We start from the raw sequence: 22,432 nt of genomic DNA on the forward strand, positions 1-22,432 counted from the left end.
GCTCCGCCCCCCCCCCCCCCCCCCCCGCCGAGCTCCACCCGGGCCCGCACACCCCCCCCCCCCCCCCCCCCCGGGCCGGTGCGGCGCGGGGTCGTCCCGCCGCACCGGCTCGACGGCTTCCGTCCCGGTCACGGAGCCTGGAGGGCGATCACCGCGTTCTGGCCGCCGAAGCCGAAGGAGTGGCTGACGGCCCGCCGTACGGGCATCGCGCGGGGCGCCTTCGTGACGCAGTCGATGTCGAACCCGGCGGCCGGGGCGTCCAGGTTCGCGATCGGCGGGACGAGTCCGTGCTGGAGCGTGAGGATCGTCAGCCCGGCCTCGATGGCCCCGGCCGCGCCCATGCAGTGGCCCAGTACGCCCTTGGGGGCGGTGACGGGCGGCCGGTGCGGGTAGGCCCGGCCGATGAGGGCGGCCTCGGTCGCGTCCCCCTGGGGGGTGGCCGTCGCGTGCGCGTTGACGTGGTCGACGTCCTCGGCGCGCCAGTCGGCGTCGCGCAGCGCGGCGTCCACGGCCGCCCGTGCGACGTCCCCCGAAGGGTGCGGGCTGGTGGGGTGGTGGGCGTCGGTGGTGGCGCCGACGCCCGCGATCAGCGCGCGGGGCGCGGCCCCTCTGGAGCGGGCGTCGGCGGCCCGCTCCAGCACCATGATCGCGGCCCCCTCCCCCATGACCAGCCCGGCCCGGTCGGCGGCGAAGGGGCGGCAGAGGCGGGCGGGGTCGCCGTCCCGCACAGCCGCCGCGCCGGAGCGGGCGAGCCCGGTCATGGCGACCGGGAACACGATCGACTCGGTGGCCCCGGCGATCGCGATGTCGCACCGGCCGAGGGCGAGCAGGTCCCGCGCCACCGACAGCGCGGTCACCCCGGACGAACAGGCGGTGCAGGGGGCGAGGCTGGGGCCGGTGGCCCCCATCCGGATGGCGATCTCGGCCGCCGGCATGTTCGGGATGGTGAGCAGGATGCCCGAGGGCGAGGTGGCCTCCGGCCCCCGCCGCTCCAGGGCGACGGCCTGCTCGCTGAGCTGGGCCGACCCCCCGCTGCTGGTCCCGACCACCACGGCGACGCGGGCGCCGTCCCAGCGGGCCGGGTCGAGTCCGGCGTCGGCCACCGCCTCGCGGGCGGCGAGGAGGGCGAACTTGACGTAGCGGCCCATCCGGAAGGCCGTGCGGCCGCCGACGGCCTCGTCGAGGTCGATGCCCGCGACCGTGCAGGCGAAGTCGACGGCGCAGCCCTCCAGTTCGGGGACGGTGCGGGCGGGCGACCGCCCGGCGCAGACGCCTTCCCAGGTGGTTCCGGTGGTGTGGCCGACCGGGGTGATCATCCCCAGGCCGGTGACGGCGATGGCGGCTCCGTTCATCGGGTATTGCTCACCGGCACAGCGCGGTCGTCCGCCGCGCCGCGGACGGCCGCGTCGACGAACGCGGAGATGTCGGCCAGCGTGGCATCCTTGTACAACTTCTCGGAGTCGGCGTCGATCCCGAGGGTCTCCTTGATGATGACCGCGAACTCGGCGACCGCCAGGGAGTCCATCTCCAGGCTGTCCATGGTGGCTTCCGGCAGGATCTCAGCAGCGGGCACCTTGAACGTCTCGGTCAGCACCTCGATGATCCGCGGGTGAATGGTCTTCACGGTGTTTCCTCTCGTCGGCATCTCATCGGCGGTCCGGGCGAACCGCCGACGGGGGGGGGAACGCAGCGCCCCACCGCCGAAGTAACGGGATGGCGAATCTGCGGTTACGCCCTCGGGCGAACCGATTCGTCAGCGCTCACCTGCGGCTTCTCGAACCACCGGGCGAGCATGGAAGTGGTCCCCCAGTACGCGAGCAGCACCGAGCGCGTGCCGAGCGCCGCCGCCCTCTCGCGCAGCGGGCGCCGCCTGCTGCCGCACACGGGCGCCCGGAACCCGGCCTTGCGGCCCCGGTGCCAGGACCCCTCGGGGTCGTCGTAGGCGTCCATGTATCCGGGACCGGCGATCGGCCAGTCCGCCAGCAGCCGCTCCGGCAGCGCGAAGGACTCCACCAGGGCCGGGGCGTGCTCGGCCACGGTGGCGATCGACGCCTCCACCGCCTCGGGGAGGAACGTGACCTGATCGGCGGTCAGCCGTCCGGCGGCCAGCAGGTCACCGCTGTTGCGGTCGATCCACTGGAGGGCGAAGAGCCGTTGCAGCTCCGCCAGCCGCCGGCGCGCCGAACCGTCCGGCAGCAGGGCCGCGGCCTGCGCGTACGCCTCGCCCGCCTGCCGGTAGCCGTACGCCTCGACGCCCCGCAGCGCCGCCCCGGAGGCGGCGTTCCAGCGGCCGAGCTGATCGCCCCGGGGGGCGGCGCTCATCCGGGCGCGGGCGCGGGCGAACCAGATGTCCTCGACGGCCGCGAGCAGTTCGCCCAGGAAGCCGGGGTCGTCGAGTCCGCCGGGGCCGCCGTCCTCGCCGGGGCCCTTCCCGGCCGTCCGCGCGGCGGCGCCGAACAGCATCTCCGCGGCGGCCTTGGCGTGGACGGCCACGTTGTCGCCCTCGGCGGTGATCACCCCCTCGATGCCGGTGAGCAGCTCGCTCAGGCCGTTGTTCTCCAGCAGCCCCTGGGCCCCGCACCGCTCGCGGCACTCGACGATGACCTCGCGCGCCCGCCAGGTGATCCACCCCTTGGCCACGGCCACCAGGCGCTCCGCCTCCTCCCGGCCGGAAGCGGGGGCCGCCTCCCAGCGGTCGAGCGCCCTGCGGTGCAGCAGGCTCATCGCGAAGACGGTCGCCATCGCCCCGGCCAGCGGCCCGTGGTGGGTGCGGTGCGCGTAGACCGGCACCCGCTGCGTGGTGCGCGACCCGGAGATCATCCGGTGTCCGGCGTACCGGACGGCGATGGCCAGGGCGACCCGCGCGGAGCCGACCGCGCAGGCGCTCATCGAGAGCCGGCCCGCGGTGACCCGGCCGATGGAGGCGAGGAGCCGCCTCCTGCGGTTGGCCATCTCGCTGGTGAACCGCCCGTCGTCGCCGACCCGCCCCTGCTGCCCCGCGAGCAGCGCCTCGCGCGGGACGAGGCAGTGGTCGAAGGAGGTCGCGCAGTGGTCGACCGGCGAGCCCATCCGGGCGGGCAGCCGCCGCACCCGCACGCCCGGCAGGGCGCGGACGCCGTCGGTGAGGGGGGCGAGGAAGAGGAAGACCCCGTGGTCGGCGCCGTCGACGAGCAGCCGGGCCGCCACCAGCCCGGACTTGGGGCCACCGGCGGAGCTGGTGTTGGGCATGAACTTCTGCGCCCCGGCGTGCGGGGTGTGCAGGACGAAGCCGTCGCGTTCGCGGTCGTACGTCGCGGTGGTCTCGACGGCCGCCGCGTCGTTGCCGTGCGCCACCTCCGTACAGAGGAAGGCGCCCACGCGGCGCAGGGCGAGGAAGTCCGACAGGTCGCGCGGCGTGCCGGCCTCGTGGTCGAGGAGGCTGCCCAGGAAGAGGTTGTAGTGGATGCCGGCGACGGTGGTCAGCGTCGGGTCGACCGGCCCGAGCCACTCGTGGAGGGCGGCCAGCGCGCGGGGGTCCGCGGCCAGCCGCGCCGCGCTGTCGAGCGCGGTGTTGAGGACGCGGAGCCGGCGGTAGGAGAGGGCGAGTCGTTCGTCGGGGGTGCCGCCGTCGGGGCGGCGAAACGGTTCTGTTGTCAGCAGCCGCCGCCAGAACCCGTGCTCCTGGCCGAAGTTCGGCCCGTAGAGCGCTCGGGTGAGCAGATCGTTCGTCGGCGGCGGGGACGGGCTGTTCGTGGTCACTGTCACAACGGAGTAACGATCACGGGACGGCGAGGACACCCCCGCCGTCCCGAAACTCCCCTGTGTGTCAGGCCCGTTGGAAGGCCAGCGCGACGTTGTGGCCGCCGAAGCCGAAGGAGTGGCTCACCGCCGTCTCGACCCTCCGGCGGCGGGCCTCCTTCACCACGCAGTCGAGCGGGAAGGCGTCGGGGAGCGCGTCGAGGTTGGCGATCGGCGGGATCACGGAGCGCTCCAGCGTCAGGACGGTGGCCACCGCCTCGATCGCGCCCGCCGCGGCGAGGGTGTGCCCGACCACGCCCTTGGGCGCGGTCACCGGCGGCCGGTGCGGGAAGAGCCGGGAGATGAGGGTGGTCTCCATGGCGTCGTTGAGCGGGGTGGAGGTGCCGTGGGCGTTGACGTGGTCGACGTCCCCCGGCGACCAGCCCGCCTGGTCCAGGGCCGCCTGCACGGCACGCTGGGCCCCCCGGCCGTCGGGGGCCGGGGCGGTGGGGTGGTGGGCGTCCGTGCTGGACCCGGCGCCGGTGAGCAGCGCGCGCGTCCGGCCGCCGCGGGCGCGCACGCCCTCCGGCCGCTCCAGGACGAGCATGGCCGCACCCTCCCCGATGACGAAGCCGTCCCGGTCGGCGGCGAACGGCCGCGAGGCGCCCGCCGGGTCGCCGGTGCGGGAGGACAGGGCGCCCATCCGGGCGAAGGCGGTGACGACCAGCGGGGTCAGCACGGACTCGGCGCCGCCGGCCACCACGATGTCGCAACCGCCGCCGAGCAGCAGGTCGCGGGCGACCGCGACGGCGGTGGCCCCCGACGCGCAGGCGGTGGCGGGCGCGAGGCTCGGGCCGCCCGCCTTCAGCGCGATGGCGACCTCGCCCGCCGCCGCGTTGGGGATCATCATGGGGACGAGCAGCGGGGAGACCGCCTCGGGCCCCGACGCGGCCAGCCTCGCGGCGTTGTCCACGAGCACGGAGACCCCTCCGACGCCCACGCCGAGGACCACCCCGACCCGTGCGCCGTCCCACCGCGCGGGATCCAGGCCGGCGTCGGCGACGGCCTGCCGGGCGGCCACCAGGGCCAGTTTCACGAAGCGGGCCATCCGCCACACCGACCGGCCGCCCACCGCGGCGTCCAGGTCGATGCCGTCGACCGGGCAGGCGAAGTCGACCGGCAGACCGGCCAGTTCCTCGCACCGCCGGGCGGTGGAGCGCCCGGAGCACAGCCCCTCCCAGAAGCTGTGCTCGTCCGCCCCTGCGGGTGTCACCAGGCCGACCCCCGTCACCGCGATCGCGGTGCCGGTCGCCGTCTCGGCGCCCTGATCAGCGGGGTGCGACATGCTCTGTTCCTTCCGTCGGGTCCGTGGACATCGTCTGCGGGGTCCCCGGCCAGCGCAGTGCCGCCGAGCCCCAGGTCAGGCCGCCGCCGAACGCGGTGATCAGCACCCGGTCGCCGGAGCGGAGCCGGCCCCGGCCCGCCGCGTCGGCCAGGGCCAGCGGGATGGAGGCGGCGCCGGTGTTGCCGACCCGCTCCAGGTGGGTGACGCAGCGGTGCGGCGCGATGCCGACCCGCTCCGCGACGGAGCGCAGGATGCGGGCGTTGGCCTGGTGCGGCACGAACCGGTCGACCTCGGCCGGGTCCCAGCCGACCCGGTCCAGCAGCGCCCGGCACGAAGCGGTCATCCGCTCGACGGCGTGCTGGTAGACCGTGCCGCCCCGCATCCGGAAGAACGCGTCGCCGGGGGACGCCGTCCGAACGTCCGCCCGGGCGCGGGCCCCGCCGCCGGGGACGGTGATCAGGTCGTAGCCGGCGCCGTCGCTGCCCAGGTCGAACGCGAGCAGTTCGCCCGGATCGCCGCGCCGTCCCGCCGCCACCAGCGCCGCGCCCGCGCCGTCCCCGAAGACGACGCCGGCCGAGCGGTCGGCCGGGTCGAGCCAGGTCGAGTAGACGTCGGCCCCGACCAGCAGGACGCGCCCGTAGAGGCCGGAGGCGACGAGCCCGTGGCAGACGGCCAGCCCGTAGACGAAGCCGCTGCACACGGCGGCGATGTCCAGCGCCGGCACAGGGCCGAGCCCGAGCCGGGCCGCGAGCGCGGGCGCGGTCGCGGGGCAGGGGTGGTCCGGGGTGGCGGTGGCCAGGAGCACCGCGTCGACCGGTCCGGCCGCCGGGGCTCCGGCCAGCAGCCGCGAGGCCGCCTCGAAGGCGAGGTCGCCGGTGGCGACGCCCGGCCCGGCGCGGTGCCGGCTGCCGATGCCGGTGCGGCTGCGCACCCAGGCGTCGTCCACGTCCCAGTGGGCGGGGAGCCGTTCGTTGCCGACCGGGTCTCCGGGCACCCAGCCCGCCACGCGCTCCAGCACCGCCGTGCGCCCCGCGGCCGGCAAGGCGGCGCGCGCCCCCGGTTCCGTGCCGCCGTCCGTACGTATCCTCGCCACCGCTGCCCCGCATCCCGTTGCCGTACTGCGACCGGTTGACGAACGGCCCCGCGCCGGACGAGGGTGCGTTCGGCACCGCCGAACGGGTCGTGATGGAGCGTCAGATACGGGCGAGCGCCTCCCCCAGCTCGGCCTCGTCGGGCGGGGCGGCACCCGCCCGGCCGACCGTGACGGCGGCGGAGGCGACCGCGTACCGCAGGACGTCGGCGACCGCCTCGGGGCGGCGTCCGCGCAGCCGGGCCCGGCCTGTCGGGCCGAGCAGGCCGTGCCGGTCCAGGGCGTGCAGCGTGCCGGACATGAACGCGTCGCCCGCACCGACGGTGTCGGCGACGGGGACGGGCAGCGCCTCGGCGTCGGCGCGGCCGCCGTCGAACACCGCGAACGCGCCCGCGCCGCCTCGGGTGACCAGGACGAGCGCGGGACCGGCGGCGAGCCACCGCGCCGCGACGCGTTCCGGCTCCTCGTCCGGATAGAGCCAGGCCAGGTCCTCGTCGCTGGCCTTGACCACGTCGCTCAGCGCGACGCACCGCTCGACGCCGGCCACGGCGGGGGCGCGCTCGCCCATCAACTCGGGCCGCACGTTGGGGTCGTAGCTGACGGTGGCGTCCGCCCGCAGCGACTCGACGTCGGCCAGCACGGTCGCCGCTCCGGGCTTCAGCACCGCGGCGACGGAGCCGGTGTGCACATGGCGCGGGGCCCGGTCGAGCGCGACCGGGCCCAGGCTCCAGCCGATCTCGAAGGCGTACGTCGCGTGCCCGGCGGCGTCGAGGGTGACGGCGGCGGTGGGGGTGGGGCCGGTCGAGGCGTCGGTGCGGACCTCGACCCCGGCGGCGGCCAGGTGGTCCCGGATCAGCCGCCCGTGGCCGTCCGGGCCGAGCTGGGTCAGCAGGGTGACGTCGTGGCCGAGCCGGGCCAGGCCGTTCGCGACGTTGGCCGGGCTGCCGCCCGGATGGACCCGGTCGGGCTCCCCCGGCAGCCGGACGATGTCGGCGACGCATTCGCCGATGACCAGCAGATCACGTCGGTCGGGCATGAGGGCGGGTCTCCTGGGGCGCGGGCGGCGGGTGTCCCGCCCAGCCTGGCAGCTCCCGCCCGGTCCGGCGTCACGACCCCCCGTTCCGGGCCATCCGACCGCGGCCTCGGGGCCGGGGCGCGCTCGGGGCGGGCCCTCGACGGTCCTTCAGCGCGCCCGCGCGGCCTCCAGGGCGTCCGCGACCCGGCTCAGGAAACGGGCGTGGTCGCGGGGGCCGTAGAGGGGCTCCGGGTTCCACGGGACGACCGGGGCGGCGGGGCCGGTGCTCCCCCGCAACGCGTCGAACGGCCCGGCGTGGGCGCGGACGTCGGCCAGGACCACCTCGGGGCGCAGCGCGAAGGCGTCGGCCCGGTCGAGCGTGGACCAGTTGGCTCCGGGGCCCTGTGCCGGTTCCACGACCCGGACGCCGAGTTCGGTGAGCACGCGCAGCTCGGGCCACATCCGGGGGCGGGCGACGTGCGCCCGGTCCGGGCCCGCCGGGGAGAGGGCGAGCACGCGGGGCGCGTCGCCGGACGCGGCGGCGACCGCGCGCAGCCGGTCGCGGGCGGCGTCCAGCTCACGGTCGGCGTCGGCCCGCCCCTCGGCGCCCAGGGAGCGCGCCAGTTCGGCGAACCGGCCGCCGATCGCGCCGAACGTGCGGTCCTGGCCGACGTCGACGACGACGAGCGGGACCCGCTCCTCCAGGGGCGCGACGACCTCCGGCGCGAGCCCGTAGACCTGGCCCCCGCCGTAGCTGACGGCCACCACGAGGTCCGGTCCGGCGGCCAGCAGCCGCTCCAGGTCCAGCGCGGCGCCCGCGCCGACGTACGCGACCCGCTCCAGCGGCAGGGTCCCGGTCTTGGCCGGGTCGGGTTCCGGGCCGTCGTGGCCGGAGCCGAACACGCCGGTCGGCCGGACGCCGAGGTCCCACAGGGTGGCCCCGGCCTGGACGTAGGCGAGCATCCGCTCCGGTCTGCGGGGGGCCTCCCACTGCCGGCCCCGGTCGTCGGAGAACTTCCACGCGCTCCGGTCCGTCACGTCCACACGCCCCTCTGCCGCCGCTGTGCCGCGCACCTGTCGCCCGCCCTCGCACGGGTGTACCTGCCCACCTCCCCGCCGCCGCACCCCTCCGACCCCGCGGCGCGGAACGGCCGGTGTCGGACGGTGCGCCGGGCGCGGGGCCCGGTCGGCTCATTCCTCCTCCGCGGCGCGGCCCTGCTTCCCGTCCTCGTCCGGCGCGGCGCGCTGCCGGTCCAGCTCGACGTTGAACTGCGCCCCGGCCAGCAGGGAGAGGTTGGCGAACCAGACCCAGATCAGGAAGACGACGAGCCCGGCCAGGGAGCCGTAGAGCCTGCTGTAGCTGCCGATCCGGGTGGCGTACAGCGCAAAGCCCGCCGAGGCGGACAGCCAGAGGAACGCGGCCAGGATCCCGCCGGGCAGCCCCCGGCGGACGCCGCGGGCCGAGCGCGGACCGGTGCGGAAGAGGACCAGGATCAGGCAGGCGACGAGGCAGAGCAGGACCGGCCACTTCAGGGTCGCCCACAGGGCGTCGCCCGCGTGGGCCAGCCCGGTGCGCCGGCCGAGCCAGCGGGCCAGCGGGCCGGTCAGGACGAGGGCGAACGCGCTGGTCATCAGCAGGACGAGCAGGCCGATCGCGGAAGCGACGATGATGTGGGCCTTGCGCAGCGCCGGGCGGGTGTCGCGGACGTGGTGCATGGCGTGCATCGCCCGCCGGAACACCGCGAGGTAGCTGCACGCCGACCACACGGCGCTCACGCTTCCGGTCGCCACGAGCACCTGGACGGCGGTGCGCTCCCGGGCGGCGGCCTCCAGCGGGCGGCGCAGGGCCTCGCCGGACTCGGCGGGGGCGAACTCCGTGATGGCGGCTATCAGGGTCCGGGTGGCGCCGGGGTCGGCCAGTTGGATCACGGAGACGGTGACCAGGAGCGCCGGGAGCAGCGCCAGGATGGCGTAGTACGTCAGTGCGGCGGCCCAGTCGGAGACGTCGTCGTTCCAGAGCGAGACCGGGGTGCGGCGCAGGGCGGCGAACCAGCGGCGCGAGGGGGCGGCGCGGGCGGCGGGGGCGGTGTCTTCCGCTGCTGCGGCGGTCTGGGTGGGCAAGCTGGCGCTCCGGGGACGAGGGCGGACTTCGGGGGCGGCGTGCCGGGTCCGTTCCCGGACGCGACCGCCTCCACCGATCCTCTCCTGCCTCCTGCGCGCCGAAGCACACCCCGCGGGGGCACGGCTCCCGGGCGCGCGCTTCGGGGCGGGGCTCGTCGTCGCGGGCCGGTCAGTCGTTGACGGCCGTGAGCAGGACCACCGCGTCCTGGAGGGCCAGCAGTCCGTGCCGTTCGCGCGGGACGGGGTGCAGGACTCCGGCCGGCAGTTCGGCGTCGCCGGACTCGGCCGTGAGCCGGACCGTGCCGTGCAGGACGAGGAGGGAGGCGGCGGGCGGCGCGTTGTGCTCGTCGAGCGCGGTGCCCGCGGTGAGGGCGATCACCGTCTGGCGCAAGGGCGGCTGCTGGACGAGGAGGTGGGCGCTGCGGCCGTGCGCGGAGGCGCGGGCCGCGGCCAGGTGCTCCTCGGCGAGTGCGTTGAGGTCGTCCATGGGCCCACTGTGCCGCAGCGGCGCCCGGCCCGCGATCCCACCGGCGGGGCCCGTCCCTCACCCGGCCCGGCGGTGGCGGGGCCGGGCCGTCGGCTCCGGCGCGGCGCGGCCGTCGTCCGGGGGCCCGGTCCGCGCGCCGCGGGCGATGCGGTACACCACGTTCGGGCGCAGTGGTCCCGCGGGGGCGGTGGGGTCGTCGAAGTCGTCCGCGGGGTTCCGGGTCATGCCGATCCGGCGCATCACCGCCTGCGAACGGTGGTTGGCGGCCGTCGTCACGGCGAGGACCTCGGGCAGCCCGAGCGTGCCGAAGCCGTGGTCCAGGACCGTCAGCGCGGCCTCGGTGGCGTACCCGTGGCCCCAGGCGGGGCGGGCGAGCCGCCAGCCGATCTCCACACCGGTGAACGGCATGTCGTCCTCCACCCGGTCCAGGCCCGCGAAGCCGACGAACTCGCCCGTGGCCCGCTCCTCGACGGCCCACCACCCGTAACCGCGCCGGTCGAACTCGGCCTGGAACAGGGCCGCGGAGGCGTCGCTCTGTTCGCGGGTGAGCAGGTCGCCCAGGTGCTCCCGGACCTCGGGGTCGGCGTTCATCGCCGCCCAGGGCCCGCGGTCGGAGTCCCGCCATCGGCGGAGGAGGAGGCGGTCGGTGCGCAGTTCTGCCATGGCGCCCAGCCAACGCGGGCTTTGGACCCGCGGCAATCGCTTTTCCTCCGCCTCCCGGTGCTCGGGCGGGTCGTCACAGCCCGCCCGTGTACAGCAGCCGGTCCGGTGAGCCCTCACCGAGCCGCGCCAGTACGTCGGGGGTGGCGGTGTCGGTCAGCCGGCGCGCGACGGTGGCCGGCGGGGCCGCGGGGTCGGCCTCCAGGTACAGGGCGGCTGCCCCGGCGGCGTGCGGGCAGGCCATGGAGGTGCCGCTCAGCTCGACCGAGCCGCCGCCGAGGCGGGCGGAGGGGATGTCCTCGCCGGGAGCGTACAGCTCCAGGCAGGGGCCCCAGTTGCTGAAGGAGGTCTGCTGGTCGCTCCGGTCGCTCGCACCCACCGTGACCGCGCCGTCGGCGGCGGCCGGGGAGGTGTCGCAGGCGTCGCGGTCGTCGTTGCCGGCCGCGACGACCGGCAGCACCCCGGCGTCGGCGACGGATCGGACCGCCGCGTCGACCGCGCTGGACCGGGCCCCGCCGAGCGAGGCGTTCAGCACGGCCGGGCCGCCGCGGGCGGCGTCCTCGGCGACCCAGTCGAAGCCGGCCAGGATGTCGGCCCAGGTGCCGCTGCCCTCGCAGTCCAGGACCCGCACGTTGACCAGCGTCGCGTCCTCGGCCACGCCCGAGGAGGCGCCGCCGGCGATGCCCGCGACGTGCGTGCCGTGTCCGTTGCAGTCGCCGCCGTCGCGGCCGTCCCCGACGAAGTCGCGGCCCTGCACGACCCGGCCGCCGAACTCGGCGTGCGCGGCCTCGATCCCGGTGTCGACGACGTAGATCCGCACGCCCTCGCCGGTGGTCCTGGTGGTGAAGTCGCCGTCCAGCGGCAGGGTGCGCTGGTCGATGCGGTCGAGGCCCCAGCCCCCCGCGGGGGCGCGCAGCGCTCCGGCGGCGGGCCGGGGGACGGCGACCTCGGCGTTCTCCTCGACGGCGAGCACGCCGGGGGTGGTCCGCACCGCCGCCAGCTCGGCGTCGGTGAGCGTGGCCGCGAAGCCGCGCAGCGCGTTCCCGTACGTGTGCAGGGGCCGGAGCCCGAACGCGCGCAGGACCGCGTCCGGGGAGGTTCCGGGCTCCAGGGTGACGATGTACTGCCCCGGCACGGCGCGGGCGGAGCGCTCCACCGGGACCCCCTCCGGCCCGGTGTCGGCGGCGGCCGGGGCGGGGGCGCCGGTCAGCGGGACGATCAGCAGCAGGGCGGCCGCGGCCCAACGGGCGGGCAGGCGCATACGTACTCCTCGAAGGTGGGATGCGTGCACACGGCGGGCGCGCCCGCACAACGCGGACATGGGCTGCTTCGTCCCGCCCGGCGGGGCGCCGGGGGGTTCAGCCGGACAGCGCGGCGCTCGGGACCAGCGCCGACTCGTCGACTCCGCCTCCGGCGCCGGGGCGTTCGTCGTGGGTGGACCAGGTGCCGACGGCGGCCTCGGCGGTGATGCCGGGTCCGAACCCGGCGATCAGGCCCTGGGCGGCCTCGTCCGGTCCCCCGTCGTCGAAGAGCCGCGCCAGTGCGTCGAAGACGACGGAGCTGGCGATGTTGCCCCGTTCGGTGAGCGTGGCGCGGCTGTAGCGGAACATCTCGGGCGGCAGTTTCAGGAAGCGGCAGAGGTCGTCCAGGATGCGGGGCCCGCCCGCGTGGATGATGAAGAAGTCCATGGCCTGCACGGACCAGCCGTGGAGGTCGACCAGGTCCTGGAGCACCGGGGCCAGCATCTCCATGGTGCCGGGGACCCGCTTGTCGAGCATGAAGTGGAAACCGGTGTCGCGCACCGCGTAGGAGATCCAGTCCTCGGTGTCGGGCACCAGGTGGGAGCCGTTGCGCTCCAGCAGCATCCCGGTGCCGCCGCGCCCCCGGACGACGGCCGCGGAGAGGGCGTCCCCGAACAGTCCGTTGGAGAGCAGGGAGCCGACCCCGATGTCGGTGGGCTGGTAGCACAGGGAGCAGAACTCGCAGGAGACGATGAGGACGTTGGCGTCCGGATAGGCCAGGCAGAAGTCGTGCGCCCGGTTGATCGCCGCGCCCCCCGCGGCGCAGCCGAGCTGGGCGATGGGCAGTTGGCGGGTCTCGGAGCGGAAGCCCATGGTGTTGATGATCCAGGCCGTCAGCGAGGGCATCATGAAGCCCGTGCAGGAGACGTAGACGATCAGGTCGATCTCGGCCGGCTCGGTCGCGGCGTGGGCGAGGGCCTGCCGGACGACGCCGGGGACCCGCGCCTTGGCCTCGGCCTCGTACAGCAGGTTGCGCACCTCGAAGCCGGGGTGGGCGAGGGTCTCCTCGATGGGCTGCACGAGGTGGCGGGTCTGCACTCCGGTGTTCTGGATGAGCCTCAGGACGAGGTCGCGCTGCGGGTGCCCGGCGTGGGTCTCCCGTGCCAGGTCCAAGGTCTGCTGCATCGTGATGACGTGCTCGGGCACAGCGATGGCCGGTCGGCACAGGGTCGCCATGGGTTCTCCTCGTTCTCTGAAGCGGAGGCTCTCGTCACCAGGTGACGGGCAGGGCGAGCGGATAACGCCAGATGGACGTCGTGTTCCAGGGGACGTCCTCGGGCGGCACGTCGAGACGCAGGGCCGGGAAGCGGGCCAGCAGCGTGGAGAAGGCCACTTCCAGTTCCATGGTGGCGAGCGGTGCGCCCAGGCAGTGGTGGGCGCCCCAGCCGAACGTCATGTGCGGGATGGACGGCCGGTCGGGGTCGAGCTCGTCGGGGCGCTCGAACTTGGCGGCGTCCCGGTTGGCCGTCAGGTAGGACACGTGCACCACGTCGCCGGCCTTGATGAGGACGCCGCCGAGCTCCACGTCCTCGGTGGCGATGCGCGGGATGCCGACGCCCTTGCGGAAGGGGATGTGGCGCAGCAGCTCCTCCAGGGTGCGCGGCAGCCGCTGGGGGTCCTCCCGCAGGCTCCGCAGCAGCTCCGGGCGGGTCAGCAGGGTGTAGGCGATGTTGCCCAGCTCGTAGGTGGTGGTGTCCTGGCCGGTGATGAGCAGGACCATCGCCATGACGGTCAGTTCGTCGTCGTCGAGCAGTTCCGCGCCGTCCCGCGCGGTGGCCAGGGTGCTGATGAGGTCCTCGCCCGGCGAGCGCCGCCGTTCGGCGGTCAGCTCGGCGAAGTAGGCCCGCAGTTCGGCCTTGGCTCGCACGGCGTCCTGCTTCCCGGCGGCCCCGATGCTCATCATCGTCATGGCGTGGGCGCGGAGCCAGGGACGGTCCGGCTCGGGGATGTCGAGCGCCTCGCAGATGGTGATCAGCGGCAGCGGCGCGGAGACGCGGGCCACGAAGTCGGCCGGGGGCCCCGCGGCCTCCATCTCGTCCAGCAGCCGGTCCACGACGCGCTGGGTGCCCTCCCGCATCTGCTCGACGCGGCGCGCGGTGAAGCTCTTGGCCACCAGACTGCGCAGCCGGCTGCTGTCGGGCGGGTCCATGAGGTTGATGGACTCCGCCTGGACGATCGGCTCCGGCGTCATCCGGGGGAAGTCGCGGCCCAGGACGGCGCTCCGGCTGAAGCGCCGGTCGGTGGTCACCGTCCGGACGTCCTCGTAGCGGGTGACGAGCCACGCCTCGCCCTCTCCGTACGGCATACGGATGCGGGACACCGGCTCCTCGGTCAGCAACTGCTTGAGCTGGGGGTCGAACTCCAACTGCTGCGCGTAGTCGAACGGGCAGCTCCGGACGGATTCCGTTTTCTGCACGGAGGTGTTCTCCACCGAGGTTCTCCCATGGCCGTGTCGAGGGATGGGGGCGTGCCGGATCTGATCCGGGCCCGAGACCAGACCTCCCCTGTGTCCCCCGCGGAACCCCGAAACATGTCACTCACCCTCCGCAGTCAGCCGATTAGAGGGGGGAGACGCCCCGGTGGTGGGGGCCGATGGGCCCAGCCGTCCGCCCCGCACGAAGGAAACCGCGCTGAACGGGTGTTCGGCGCGGTATGGGTGAAGGAGGCAGAGCAGATCACCCACGACGGGGAAAGGACACGACCATGACGGAAAGTGACCACCGGCAGTACCTGCGTCCCCATCGCCGCGGCTTCGTGCGCGGAGCGGCGGGTCTCGTGGGCTCCGCCGGGCTGGCCGGAGCGCTCCCGGCGGCTCCCGCCGCCGGCGCGCCGGCGGCGGGGCGCGGGGCGGACGGGACCGACGGCCGGGTGCCGTTCCACGGGGCGCACCAGGCCGGGATCCTCACGCCGCAGCAGCCCTTCGCCGGCTTCGCCGCCTTCGACGTGCTGGTGCGCGACCGGGCCGAGCTGGTCCGGCTCCTGAAGAAGGTGACCGTGCGGTGCCGCACCCTGACGGCGGGGGTGACGCCGGAGGACCCGGACGTGGGGGCGGTGGAGGGGCCGCACGACCTCCTCACCATCACCGTGGGCGTGGGGGCCTCGCTCTTCGACGAGCGGTACGGACTGGCCGGTTCGCGGCCGCCCGGCCTCACGTGTATGCCCGAGTTCCCCGGCGACCGCGTCGAGGAGGAGAGCTGCCACGGCGACCTCTCCGTGCAGGTCTGCGCGATGCATCCGGACGCCGTGCTGCACGTGGTGCGGGACCTGGCGCGGGAGACGGCGGGGATGCTCCGGACGCGCTGGCGGATCGACGGCTTCCTCAACCCGCCGCGCCCCGAGGGCGCTCCGCGGACGTTCGTCGGCTTCAAGGACGGCATCGCGCACCCGGACACCACCTCGGCGCGGGAGATGGACCGGCTGGTCTGGGTGGGTCCGGAGGGGCCGGCCTGGGCTCGGGGCGGGACCTACCAGGTGATCCGGACCATCCGGCTGCGCGCCGAGGCGTGGGACCGGGTCCCGACGCCCGAGCAGGAGCGGATCTTCGGCCGGCACAAGGCGACCGGCGCGCCGCTCGGCGGGCGCGAGGAGAGCGACCTGCCGGACTACGCGCGGGACCCGGAGGGTCTGGTGATCCCGTTGGACTCGCACATCCGCCGGGCCAACCCGCGTACCGCCGCGACCGAGGACTCGATCCTGCTGCGCCGGAGCTACAACATCGACCGGGGCCTCGCGGCGGACGCCACGCTCGACGTGGGGCTGGTCTTCTGCTGCTACCAGAAGGACATCGCCCGGCAGTTCGCCACCGTGCAGAAGCGGTTGGAGGGCGAGCGGTTCGCGGACTTCAGCACCACGACGGGCGGCGGCTACTTCCTGGTGCTGCCGGGGGTCGCCGACGAGGCGGACTGGTACGGCTCGGGGCTGCTGGGCTCCTGAGCCGCACCGTCGCCCCGTCCCTCGGCCGGTGCGGCGCCGGCCGGCTCCCGCACGTGGTGCCGGCCGATCGGCAGCATGAGGGGGCGGCCCGAGACGGGGTCCTCGACGACGCGGCTGTCGAGGCCGAACACGGCGCGCACGGCCTCCCGCGTGAGCACGTCGGCGGGGGCCCCGGCCGCGTGGACCCGGCCGTCGGCCAGGGCGATCAGGTGGTCCGCGTACCGGGCCGCGAGGTTGAGGTCGTGCAGCACCATCACGATGGTGGTGGAACGCGACCGGTTGAGGTCGGTCAGGAGGTCGAGGACCTCGATCTGGTGGCTGGCGTCGAGGAAGGTGGTCGGCTCGTCGAGCAGCAGCAGGTCGGTCTGCTGGGCCAGGGCCATGGCGATCCACACCCGCTGGCGCTGGCCGCCGGAGAGTTCGTCCACGGCGCGTTCGGCGAGCGCTTCGGTGTGCGTGGCCTCCAGTGCCGCGGCCACGGCGGCGTCGTCCTGCTCGTTCCAGCGGGAGAAGAGCCTCTGGTGCGGGTGGCGGCCGCGGCCGACGAGGTCGGAGACGGTGATGCCCTCGGGCGCCACGGGCGACTGCGGCAGCAGGCCCAGGGTGCGGGCCAGTTCCTTGGCGGGGAGGCGGTGCACGTCCTTCCCGTCGAGGACGACGCGGCCCGCGCGGGGGGCGAGGAGCCGGGACATCGAGCGCAGCAGGGTGGACTTGCCGCAGGCGTTGGCGCCGACGATCACCGTGATGCGGCCGGGCGGCACGGCCAGGTCGAGGGAGTCGACGACGGTGCGGTCGCCGTAGCCGAGGGTGAGCCCTTCGGCGGTCAGTCGGTGGTTCGTGGTCATAGCGAGCCTCCCGCCCGGTTGGTGCGGATGATCAGGTAGACGAGGTAGGGGGCCCCGAGGGCGCCGGTGACGACGCCGACCGGGTAGCGCTCCCCGAAGGCGAACTGGCCGCAGAAGTCGGCGACGAGGACGAGCAGCGCGCCGACGAGCCCGGCGGGCACCAGCATCGAGCCGCCCGCCGTGACGATCCGGGCCGCGATGGGGCCGGAGAGGAACGCCACGAACGCGATCGGGCCCGCCGCGGCCGTGGCGAAGGCGATCAGCCCGACGGCGGCGACGATCACCGTGACGCGGGTGCGTTCGACGCGTACGCCGAGGGCGGAGGCGGTGTCGTCGCCGAGCTGCATCGCGGAGAGGTCGCGGGCCCGGGCGAGCAGCAGCGGGGTGAGCAGCGCCGCCGCGACGAGCACGGGGACCGTCTGGTCCCAGGTCGCGCCGTTGAGGCTGCCGGTCAGCCAGCGCATCGCCTCCTGGAAGTCCCAGGCGGCGGCCTGGGACAGGACGTAGGAGGTGACGCCGTCGAGCATGGCGGAGATTCCGATGCCGATCAGGATGAGCCGGGTGCCGACGACGCCGTCCCGGAACGCCAGTAGGTACACCAGCAGGGCGACGCCGAGGCCCGCGGCGATGGCCAGGACGGAGACCCCCACCTCCCCGAGGGAGAGGGTGACGATGGCGACGGCGGCGGCGGCGCTCGCGCCGGAGCTGATGCCGATGACGTCGGGGCTGGCGAGCGGGTTGCGGAGCATCGTCTGGAAGGTGACGCCGGCCAGGCCGAAGCTGAAGCCGGCGACCACGGCGAGGGCGGTGCGCGGCAGCCGCAGCCGCCCCACGGTGAAGGAGGCTCCGGGGACCTGCTCCCCGAGGACCACCCGGAGCACGTCGCCGGGCGGGTAGAAGGTCCGGCCCGCCATCAGGGAGAGGGCGGCCGCGGCGGCGACGAGGAGCGCCAGCGCGAGGACGGCGCGGCGGCGGCGCCGGGTCGCGCGCACCCGGCGGCGGGTGGCGGCCCCGACGGACGCGGGGGGCACGAGGACGGGGGCGCTCACAGGTCGCGTACCTTCTGTCGGCGGACGATGTGGATGAAGAACGGGGCCCCGATCAGCGCGGTCAGGATGCCGACGTCGATCTCGGCGGGGCGCGCGACGATCCGGCCGAGGACGTCGGCGGCGGTGAGGAGCACCGCGCCGAGCACCGCCGAGAGCGGCAGGAGCCAGCGGTGGTCCACGCCGACGAGCAGGCGGCAGGCGTGCGGGACGACGAGGCCGACGAAGCCGATCGGCCCGGCGGCCGCGGTGGACGCCCCGCAGAGCAGGACCGCTCCGAGCGCGGCCACCGTCCGGACGAGGGCGACGCGTTCGCCGAGGCCCGCGGCGAGTTCGTCGCCCAGCGCGAGCGAGTTCAGGGCGCGCGCGGACAGCAGGCAGAGGGCGAAGCCCACCGCGAGGAAGGGCAGCACCTGTCCGATGCGTTCGAAGGAGGCGCCGCCGACGCCGCCGATCTGCCAGAGCTTGAAGCTGCCGGCGATGTCGTTGCGCGGCAGGACGACCGCGCTGACGAGGGAGGCGAGCGCCGCCGACGTGGCGGCTCCGGCGAGCGCCAGTTTGAGGGGGGTGGCCCCTCCTCTGCCGAGGGCTCCGACCGTGTGGACGAACAGGGCCGAGCAGGCGGCGCCCGCGATGGCGACCCAGACGTATCCGGTCGGCGCCGTCAGCCCGAAGAAGGCGACCGCCGTGACGACGGCCAGCGAAGCGCCCATGTTGACGCCGAGGACGCCGGGGTCGGCCAGCGGGTTGCGGGTCACCCCCTGCATCACGGCGCCCGCGAGGGCGAGGGCCGCGCCGATGACGACGGCGAGGACCGTACGGGGGATGCGCTTCGCCGCCGCCGCCCGGCCCAGGGTGTCGTCCGCGCCGCCGAGCGCCGCCTGGACGTCGGACCAGGGGACGTCGCGGGAGCCGAACGCCACGGAGGCGGCCATGGCCGCGGCCAGGACGAGCAGCGCGAGGAGGAGCCAGAGCAGGCGCACGCCCGCCGGCCGCCGGGGCGCGGCGGCCAGCGGGGCGCGGGGCGCGACCGCGGTCACGTGACCTTGTCCGCGGCCTTGGCGAGGGCGGCGGCGTAGTCGTCCAGCACGTAACCGATCGACAGCGGCGTCGGGTTGGCCGCGGTGGCCAGCGGGGCGCTGCCGGGCAGGAGGTGGATGGAGCCGCGCTCGACCGCCGGGATCTTGGACAGCAGCGGGTCCCCCTTGATCTTCCTGAGCAGGTCGCCCGTCTCGTCGCCGTAGCCGGTGATGATGTCGACGTCGTCGAAGGCGTCGATCTGCTCGGCGCTCTGGGTGAGGGAGAACTTGTCCGTTCCCTCGGACGCCTTGGCGACGCTCTCGGGGATGGTCATGCCGAGGTCGCGGAAGAACTGCGTCCGGGTGTCGTGGGTGGTGTAGAAGCCGACCTGGCTGACGTCGTTGGGGTCGACGTGCGTCATGAACATCGCCGACTTGCCCTTGAGCTGCGGGTACTTGGCGGCGGTCCTGGCGATGTCCCGGTCGAGCCGTCCGATCAGCTTCTCGCCCTCCTCGGCGAGGCCGATCGCCTTGCTGTTCGTCCGGACGATCTCGCGCCACGGGGTCGCCCAGGCCGCGTCCGGGTAGGCGACGACGGGGGCGATCTCGCTGAGCGTGTCGTAGTCCTTGCGGGTCAGGCCCGAGTAGGCGGCCAGGATGACGTCGGGCTTGGTGTCCGCGACGGCCTCGAAGTCGATGCCGTCGGTCTCGTCGAACAGCACCGGGGTGTCGGCCTTCAGCTCGTCGAGCCGCTTCTCCACCCAGGGCAGCACGCCGTCCCCGTCGTCGTCGCCGAAGTCGGCCGCGGCCATGCCGACCGGCACGACGCCGAGCGCCAGGGGCACTTCGTGGTTGGCCCAGTTGACGGTGGCGACGCGCTTCGGCTCGGCCGGGATGGAGGTCGTGCCGAGCGCGTGCTCGACGGTCATGGGGAACCCGCCGGAACGGTTTCGCTCGTCCGTGTCGGCGGCGTCGGTGGACGTGCCGCAGGCGGTGAGGCCGGCGAGTGCGGTGGCCGCGACCAGCAGGCGGAGGGGGCGTGAGGACATGGGTGTGTACCCGGCTTTCCGGATGTCGGGGTTCCGCTTCCCGCATGTCCGGAGGCGACGGGCGCCGTCGTTGGAGGGTGTGCGGTACGCGCACAAGCACTTAGGTAAGGCTTGCCTTTGTACTTTAGGAGAAGCGATCACCTGGCGCAATCAACCGTTCGGGACACCTGTTGTCGCGATCGGGACATGACGCCCCCTCTTCGGAACACCAACTTCCGATCAGCGGGCGGGTACGGCGCGGACGCTCGGATTCACCGGGGCCGGAAGGCTCCGGGGGTCATCCCGGTGGTGCGCCGGAAGGCGGCGCCGAACGCGCTCGCCGAGCGGTAGCCGACCTGTCCGGCCACGGTCTCCACGTCCTGGCCCCGGCTCAGCAGGTCGATCGCGTGCTGGGCGCGGACCGCCGCCACCCAGCGGGCGAAACTCGTCCCGGTCTCGGCGGTGAACGCGCGGGTGACCGTGCGGGTGCTGACGCCGAGCACGGACGCCCAGTCCGCCAGCGTCCGCGGGTCGGCGGGGTCGGCGCGCACCGCGTCGGCGACCGGGCGCAGCAGGTCGGACGCGGGGATGCGGACGAGCAGTTCGCGGGGCGAGGGCGCGAGGACGTCGAGGACCAGCGCCTCGGTCGCGACCCGCGAGGAGGGGGCGAGGTCCGCGTCGCCGAGCCGCTCCAGCAGCAGGCGCAGCAGCGGGGTGATCTCGACGGACACCGGGGTGTCGGAGATGGAGGCGGTGGTGCGGAAGCCGAAGAAGCTCGCGCGGAACCACGTTCCGGCGCTCGCCGATCCGGAGTGCAGGGCGCCGGCGGGCATCCAGAGCCCCAGTGCGGGGGTGATGGTCCAGATCCGTTCGCCCGCCTTCGCCGTGGAGGCGCCGCGTTCGTTCCACAGCAGTTCGTGGAACGGGTGGGAGTGCGCGTCCCATTCGGTGTCGTGGGGGACGATCTCGTCGTATCCCTGGATGACGAAGGGGGTGTCCACCGCACCGGGCGCGAGGGCGGGCAGCGAACGGGTCTCCCTGGTCGTGGGAGGGGCCGCGGGGAGAGGGGGGCCGGACGCGGTGGACGGGGCACGCATCGCCCCACTCTACGGGCGGCCCGCCGAGCGCTCGGAGCCGGTGGGCCGCACTCCCGCGGTACGCCCGGCGGCCGCGGGGTCGGCGGCGGCCCGTACGGTCGTCCCCCGGCCCCGGCCCCCGGCGAACACGGGCGCTCGGGCCGGGGGCGCGTACGGGCGGCGGCCGGGGTCAGCCGGTGAGCAGATCGGGGTCGCCGGCCAGGGCGGCCAGGCGGTGGTGCGGGTCGGGGACGAGGCGGCGCTCGGCCAGGTCGAGGATGCCGGCCACCCCCGTGATCTCCGCGGCCACCGTGCCGTCCTCCTTGATGATCCGCTGCTCCATGGTGAAGGTCTTGCCCGTGCCGTAGTGGAACCGGCAGGTGACGCGCACCCGCTCACCGCCGCGCAGCTCGCGGCGGTACTTGACGGTCGCCTCCAGTTGCACCGGGCCGACCCCGTCGGCCAGCAGCCTCTCCTGGGGAAGCCCGGCGGCCCGCAGCATCTCCCAGCGGGCGTGCTCCGCGTACTGGAGGTAGACGGCCTGGTTGAGATGGCCCTGGGTGTCGAGTTCGTAGCCGCGCACGGTCACGTCAACGGAGAAGGTCATGATCGGGCCAACACCCCCGCGCGACAGGGCATTCCACGGGCGGCGCCGGCCGCGCGGACCGTCCCTCCGGCCGCCTCCCGCCCGCTCCCGTCCCAGGCTCATGGAACGCCGGTGCGGGGGTATGCGCACAGCAGTGACACGGCATACGCGACGGGGTGAACACCATGGACGACAGCATTCTGATGACGCTTCCGCCGGACGGCGACGCGCGCACCGACTACGTCTGCCGGCCCGAGAGGGCCGCGGACGCACGGGACGCCGTCACCGCCTTCGTCGCGCGGTTGCACCCCGCCCCGGCCGCGCACGTGGTCCAGAACCTGCTGCTCCTCGTCTCGGAGCTGGTCACCAACGCCGTCCGGCACGCCGGTGCGGTCACCGCCCTGCGCCTCACCGCCGACCGCACCGGCGTCCACGTCCGGGTCACCGACCCGAGCCCGGCGCACCCGCGGGGCCGGACCCCCGACCTGACCGGCCGCACCGGCGGATTCGGCTGGCCCCTGGTCCAGCGGCTGGCCCAGGAGGTGCGGATCGCCCGCGCCCCCGACGGCGGGAAGAGCATCCTGGCGACCCTGGCCCACTGAGGCCCCCGCCCCTGCCCCGGACCGGGAACCCGCCGGTCCGGGGCAGGGGCGCGCCCGCGGCCGCGCCGGTCGGGGGCTGCCGACGCCCCGCTCCGGGGGCGCGCGTCCCGGACAGCGCCGCCGTACGGGTTTGAGGCGTCCATCGTCGGTCACCCGCAGAAGACACGTACGGCATCCGCCGACGATCCGACGACATCGGGAGTGAGCAGCAGTGAGCAGCATGGACAACTGGCGCCTGCACGCGGCCTGCCGCGATGAGGACCCCGACCTCTTCTTCCCCATCGGGACCACCGGCCCGGCCCTCGTGCAGGCCGCGGAGGCCAAGGCCGTCTGCCGGACCTGCCCCGTGCAGGCCGCCTGCCTGGAGTGGGCCCTGGAGAACCGGCAGGACTCCGGCGTCTGGGGCGGGCTGTCCGAGAACGAACGACGCGCGCTCAAGCGCCGCAGCCGCCGCCGCGCGGAGACGCCGGGCCGCGGAGCGGCCTGATGTACGGGGGCGCGGCGCGGCCTTTGGCCCCGTACCGCGACCGCCGTCCGGGGACGCGCCGCGGTGGCGCACCG

Annotated in this window: 22 protein-coding genes; 3 read left to right on the forward strand and 19 right to left on the reverse strand. The window is 75.2% G+C overall.

Going from position 1 to position 22,432, the window contains the following annotated elements; all coding sequences use genetic code 11:
* Positions 1-128: 128 nt before the first annotated feature.
* From ACZ6EJ_RS24530 to ACZ6EJ_RS24590, 13 genes are all read right to left on the reverse strand, one after another.
* On the reverse strand, positions 129-1,352 hold the full coding sequence (locus tag ACZ6EJ_RS24530; RefSeq protein ID WP_469270026.1) for a beta-ketoacyl-[acyl-carrier-protein] synthase family protein: 1,224 nt from the start codon (positions 1,350-1,352) through the stop codon (positions 129-131).
* A complete protein-coding gene (locus ACZ6EJ_RS24535) occupies positions 1,349-1,624 on the reverse strand; it encodes an acyl carrier protein (protein WP_469270028.1) in 276 nt (91 codons plus the stop codon). Before ACZ6EJ_RS24535 ends, ACZ6EJ_RS24530 begins: the two co-directional genes overlap by 4 nt.
* A gap of 104 nt (positions 1,625-1,728) precedes the next feature.
* Positions 1,729-3,744, reverse strand: a complete 2,016-nt coding sequence (locus tag ACZ6EJ_RS24540) for an acyl-CoA dehydrogenase family protein (protein ID WP_469270030.1) — start codon at positions 3,742-3,744, stop codon at positions 1,729-1,731.
* A 61-nt stretch (positions 3,745-3,805) separates the two neighbouring features.
* Entirely contained in the window at positions 3,806-5,062 is a 1,257-nt protein-coding gene (locus ACZ6EJ_RS24545; RefSeq protein ID WP_469270031.1) for a beta-ketoacyl-[acyl-carrier-protein] synthase family protein, read from the reverse strand.
* Positions 5,046-6,155: a beta-ketoacyl-ACP synthase 3 gene (locus ACZ6EJ_RS24550; RefSeq protein WP_469270032.1), complete on the reverse strand. Its 1,110-nt coding sequence runs from the start codon at positions 6,153-6,155 to the stop codon at positions 5,046-5,048. Before ACZ6EJ_RS24550 ends, ACZ6EJ_RS24545 begins: the two co-directional genes overlap by 17 nt.
* A 100-nt stretch (positions 6,156-6,255) precedes the next feature.
* Positions 6,256-7,188, reverse strand: a complete 933-nt coding sequence (locus ACZ6EJ_RS24555) for a carbohydrate kinase family protein (RefSeq protein ID WP_469270033.1) — start codon at positions 7,186-7,188, stop codon at positions 6,256-6,258.
* Between the two features lie 147 nt (positions 7,189-7,335).
* Complete coding sequence (locus tag ACZ6EJ_RS24560) at positions 7,336-8,205, reverse strand: substrate-binding domain-containing protein (protein ID WP_469270034.1); 870 nt, start codon at positions 8,203-8,205, stop codon at positions 7,336-7,338.
* Positions 8,206-8,358: 153 nt separating this feature from the next.
* Positions 8,359-9,288 (reverse strand): YihY/virulence factor BrkB family protein, encoded by a 930-nt coding sequence (locus tag ACZ6EJ_RS24565; RefSeq protein WP_469270036.1) that lies wholly within the window; start codon positions 9,286-9,288, stop codon positions 8,359-8,361.
* A gap of 169 nt (positions 9,289-9,457) precedes the next feature.
* Positions 9,458-9,775 (reverse strand): cupin domain-containing protein, encoded by a 318-nt coding sequence (locus ACZ6EJ_RS24570; protein WP_469270037.1) that lies wholly within the window; start codon positions 9,773-9,775, stop codon positions 9,458-9,460.
* 57 nt (positions 9,776-9,832) lie between these two features.
* The gene (locus tag ACZ6EJ_RS24575; protein WP_469270038.1) at positions 9,833-10,438 is read right to left on the reverse strand and encodes a GNAT family N-acetyltransferase; all 606 of its coding nucleotides are present in this window, start codon (positions 10,436-10,438) and stop codon (positions 9,833-9,835) included.
* Positions 10,439-10,511: 73 nt separating this feature from the next.
* Positions 10,512-11,696 carry a S8 family peptidase gene (locus ACZ6EJ_RS24580; RefSeq protein ID WP_469270040.1) on the reverse strand — a complete coding sequence of 395 codons (1,185 nt, stop codon included), beginning with the start codon at positions 11,694-11,696 and terminating at the stop codon, positions 10,512-10,514.
* A gap of 97 nt (positions 11,697-11,793) precedes the next feature.
* The gene (locus tag ACZ6EJ_RS24585; RefSeq protein ID WP_469270042.1) at positions 11,794-12,912 is read right to left on the reverse strand and encodes a type III polyketide synthase; all 1,119 of its coding nucleotides are present in this window, start codon (positions 12,910-12,912) and stop codon (positions 11,794-11,796) included.
* Between the two features lie 34 nt (positions 12,913-12,946).
* Positions 12,947-14,167: a cytochrome P450 gene (locus tag ACZ6EJ_RS24590; protein WP_469270044.1), complete on the reverse strand. Its 1,221-nt coding sequence runs from the start codon at positions 14,165-14,167 to the stop codon at positions 12,947-12,949.
* Positions 14,168-14,511: 344 nt separating this feature from the next.
* Between ACZ6EJ_RS24590 and ACZ6EJ_RS24595 the strand changes: the two genes are divergently transcribed.
* Positions 14,512-15,669: a Dyp-type peroxidase gene (locus ACZ6EJ_RS24595; protein ID WP_469270065.1), complete on the forward strand. Its 1,158-nt coding sequence runs from the start codon at positions 14,512-14,514 to the stop codon at positions 15,667-15,669.
* Here the strand turns inward: ACZ6EJ_RS24595 and ACZ6EJ_RS24600 are convergent.
* From ACZ6EJ_RS24600 to ACZ6EJ_RS24625, 6 genes are all read right to left on the reverse strand, one after another.
* Positions 15,600-16,514 carry an ABC transporter ATP-binding protein gene (locus ACZ6EJ_RS24600; RefSeq protein ID WP_469270046.1) on the reverse strand — a complete coding sequence of 305 codons (915 nt, stop codon included), beginning with the start codon at positions 16,512-16,514 and terminating at the stop codon, positions 15,600-15,602. The genes ACZ6EJ_RS24595 and ACZ6EJ_RS24600 overlap by 70 nt on opposite strands.
* Entirely contained in the window at positions 16,511-17,563 is a 1,053-nt protein-coding gene (locus ACZ6EJ_RS24605; protein ID WP_469270048.1) for a FecCD family ABC transporter permease, read from the reverse strand. The genes ACZ6EJ_RS24600 and ACZ6EJ_RS24605 overlap by 4 nt, the downstream gene beginning before the upstream one ends.
* Positions 17,560-18,600, reverse strand: coding sequence for a FecCD family ABC transporter permease (locus tag ACZ6EJ_RS24610; RefSeq protein WP_469270049.1), 1,041 nt, complete (start codon positions 18,598-18,600; stop codon positions 17,560-17,562). The genes ACZ6EJ_RS24605 and ACZ6EJ_RS24610 overlap by 4 nt, the downstream gene beginning before the upstream one ends.
* A complete protein-coding gene (locus tag ACZ6EJ_RS24615; protein WP_469270051.1) occupies positions 18,597-19,628 on the reverse strand; it encodes an iron-siderophore ABC transporter substrate-binding protein in 1,032 nt (343 codons plus the stop codon). Before ACZ6EJ_RS24615 ends, ACZ6EJ_RS24610 begins: the two co-directional genes overlap by 4 nt.
* A gap of 251 nt (positions 19,629-19,879) precedes the next feature.
* A complete protein-coding gene (locus ACZ6EJ_RS24620; RefSeq protein ID WP_469270052.1) occupies positions 19,880-20,704 on the reverse strand; it encodes a helix-turn-helix transcriptional regulator in 825 nt (274 codons plus the stop codon).
* A 169-nt stretch (positions 20,705-20,873) separates the two neighbouring features.
* Positions 20,874-21,290, reverse strand: coding sequence for an acyl-CoA thioesterase (locus tag ACZ6EJ_RS24625; RefSeq protein WP_469270054.1), 417 nt, complete (start codon positions 21,288-21,290; stop codon positions 20,874-20,876).
* Between the two features lie 164 nt (positions 21,291-21,454).
* On the opposite strand from ACZ6EJ_RS24625, the gene ACZ6EJ_RS24630 reads away from it, so the two are divergent.
* Positions 21,455-21,871, forward strand: a complete 417-nt coding sequence (locus ACZ6EJ_RS24630; protein ID WP_469270056.1) for an ATP-binding protein — start codon at positions 21,455-21,457, stop codon at positions 21,869-21,871.
* Between the two features lie 220 nt (positions 21,872-22,091).
* A complete protein-coding gene (locus tag ACZ6EJ_RS24635; RefSeq protein ID WP_469270067.1) occupies positions 22,092-22,358 on the forward strand; it encodes a WhiB family transcriptional regulator in 267 nt (88 codons plus the stop codon).
* The last annotated feature ends 74 nt before the right edge of the window (positions 22,359-22,432 follow it).

It is taken from the genome of Streptomyces sp. NPDC041970 (assembly GCF_055588985.1).

Bases quoted from the DNA above. Each gene is read 5' to 3' on its own strand.
- ACZ6EJ_RS24570 (WP_469270037.1), bottom strand. From the start codon at position 9,775: ATGGACGACCTCAACGCACTCGCCGAGGAGCACCTGGCCGCGGCCCGC.
- ACZ6EJ_RS24530 (WP_469270026.1), bottom strand. From the start codon at position 1,352: ATGAACGGAGCCGCCATCGCCGTCACCGGCCTGGGGATGATCACCCCG.
- ACZ6EJ_RS24615 (WP_469270051.1), bottom strand. From the start codon at position 19,628: ATGTCCTCACGCCCCCTCCGCCTGCTGGTCGCGGCCACCGCACTCGCC.
- ACZ6EJ_RS24600 (WP_469270046.1), bottom strand. From the start codon at position 16,514: ATGACCACGAACCACCGACTGACCGCCGAAGGGCTCACCCTCGGCTAC.
- ACZ6EJ_RS24555 (WP_469270033.1), bottom strand. From the start codon at position 7,188: ATGCCCGACCGACGTGATCTGCTGGTCATCGGCGAATGCGTCGCCGAC.
- ACZ6EJ_RS24585 (WP_469270042.1), bottom strand. From the start codon at position 12,912: ATGGCGACCCTGTGCCGACCGGCCATCGCTGTGCCCGAGCACGTCATC.
- ACZ6EJ_RS24545 (WP_469270031.1), bottom strand. From the start codon at position 5,062: ATGTCGCACCCCGCTGATCAGGGCGCCGAGACGGCGACCGGCACCGCG.
- ACZ6EJ_RS24575 (WP_469270038.1), bottom strand. From the start codon at position 10,438: ATGGCAGAACTGCGCACCGACCGCCTCCTCCTCCGCCGATGGCGGGAC.
- ACZ6EJ_RS24635 (WP_469270067.1), top strand. From the start codon at position 22,092: ATGGACAACTGGCGCCTGCACGCGGCCTGCCGCGATGAGGACCCCGAC.
- ACZ6EJ_RS24630 (WP_469270056.1), top strand. From the start codon at position 21,455: ATGGACGACAGCATTCTGATGACGCTTCCGCCGGACGGCGACGCGCGC.
- ACZ6EJ_RS24620 (WP_469270052.1), bottom strand. From the start codon at position 20,704: ATGCGTGCCCCGTCCACCGCGTCCGGCCCCCCTCTCCCCGCGGCCCCT.
- ACZ6EJ_RS24625 (WP_469270054.1), bottom strand. From the start codon at position 21,290: ATGACCTTCTCCGTTGACGTGACCGTGCGCGGCTACGAACTCGACACC.
- ACZ6EJ_RS24580 (WP_469270040.1), bottom strand. From the start codon at position 11,696: ATGCGCCTGCCCGCCCGTTGGGCCGCGGCCGCCCTGCTGCTGATCGTC.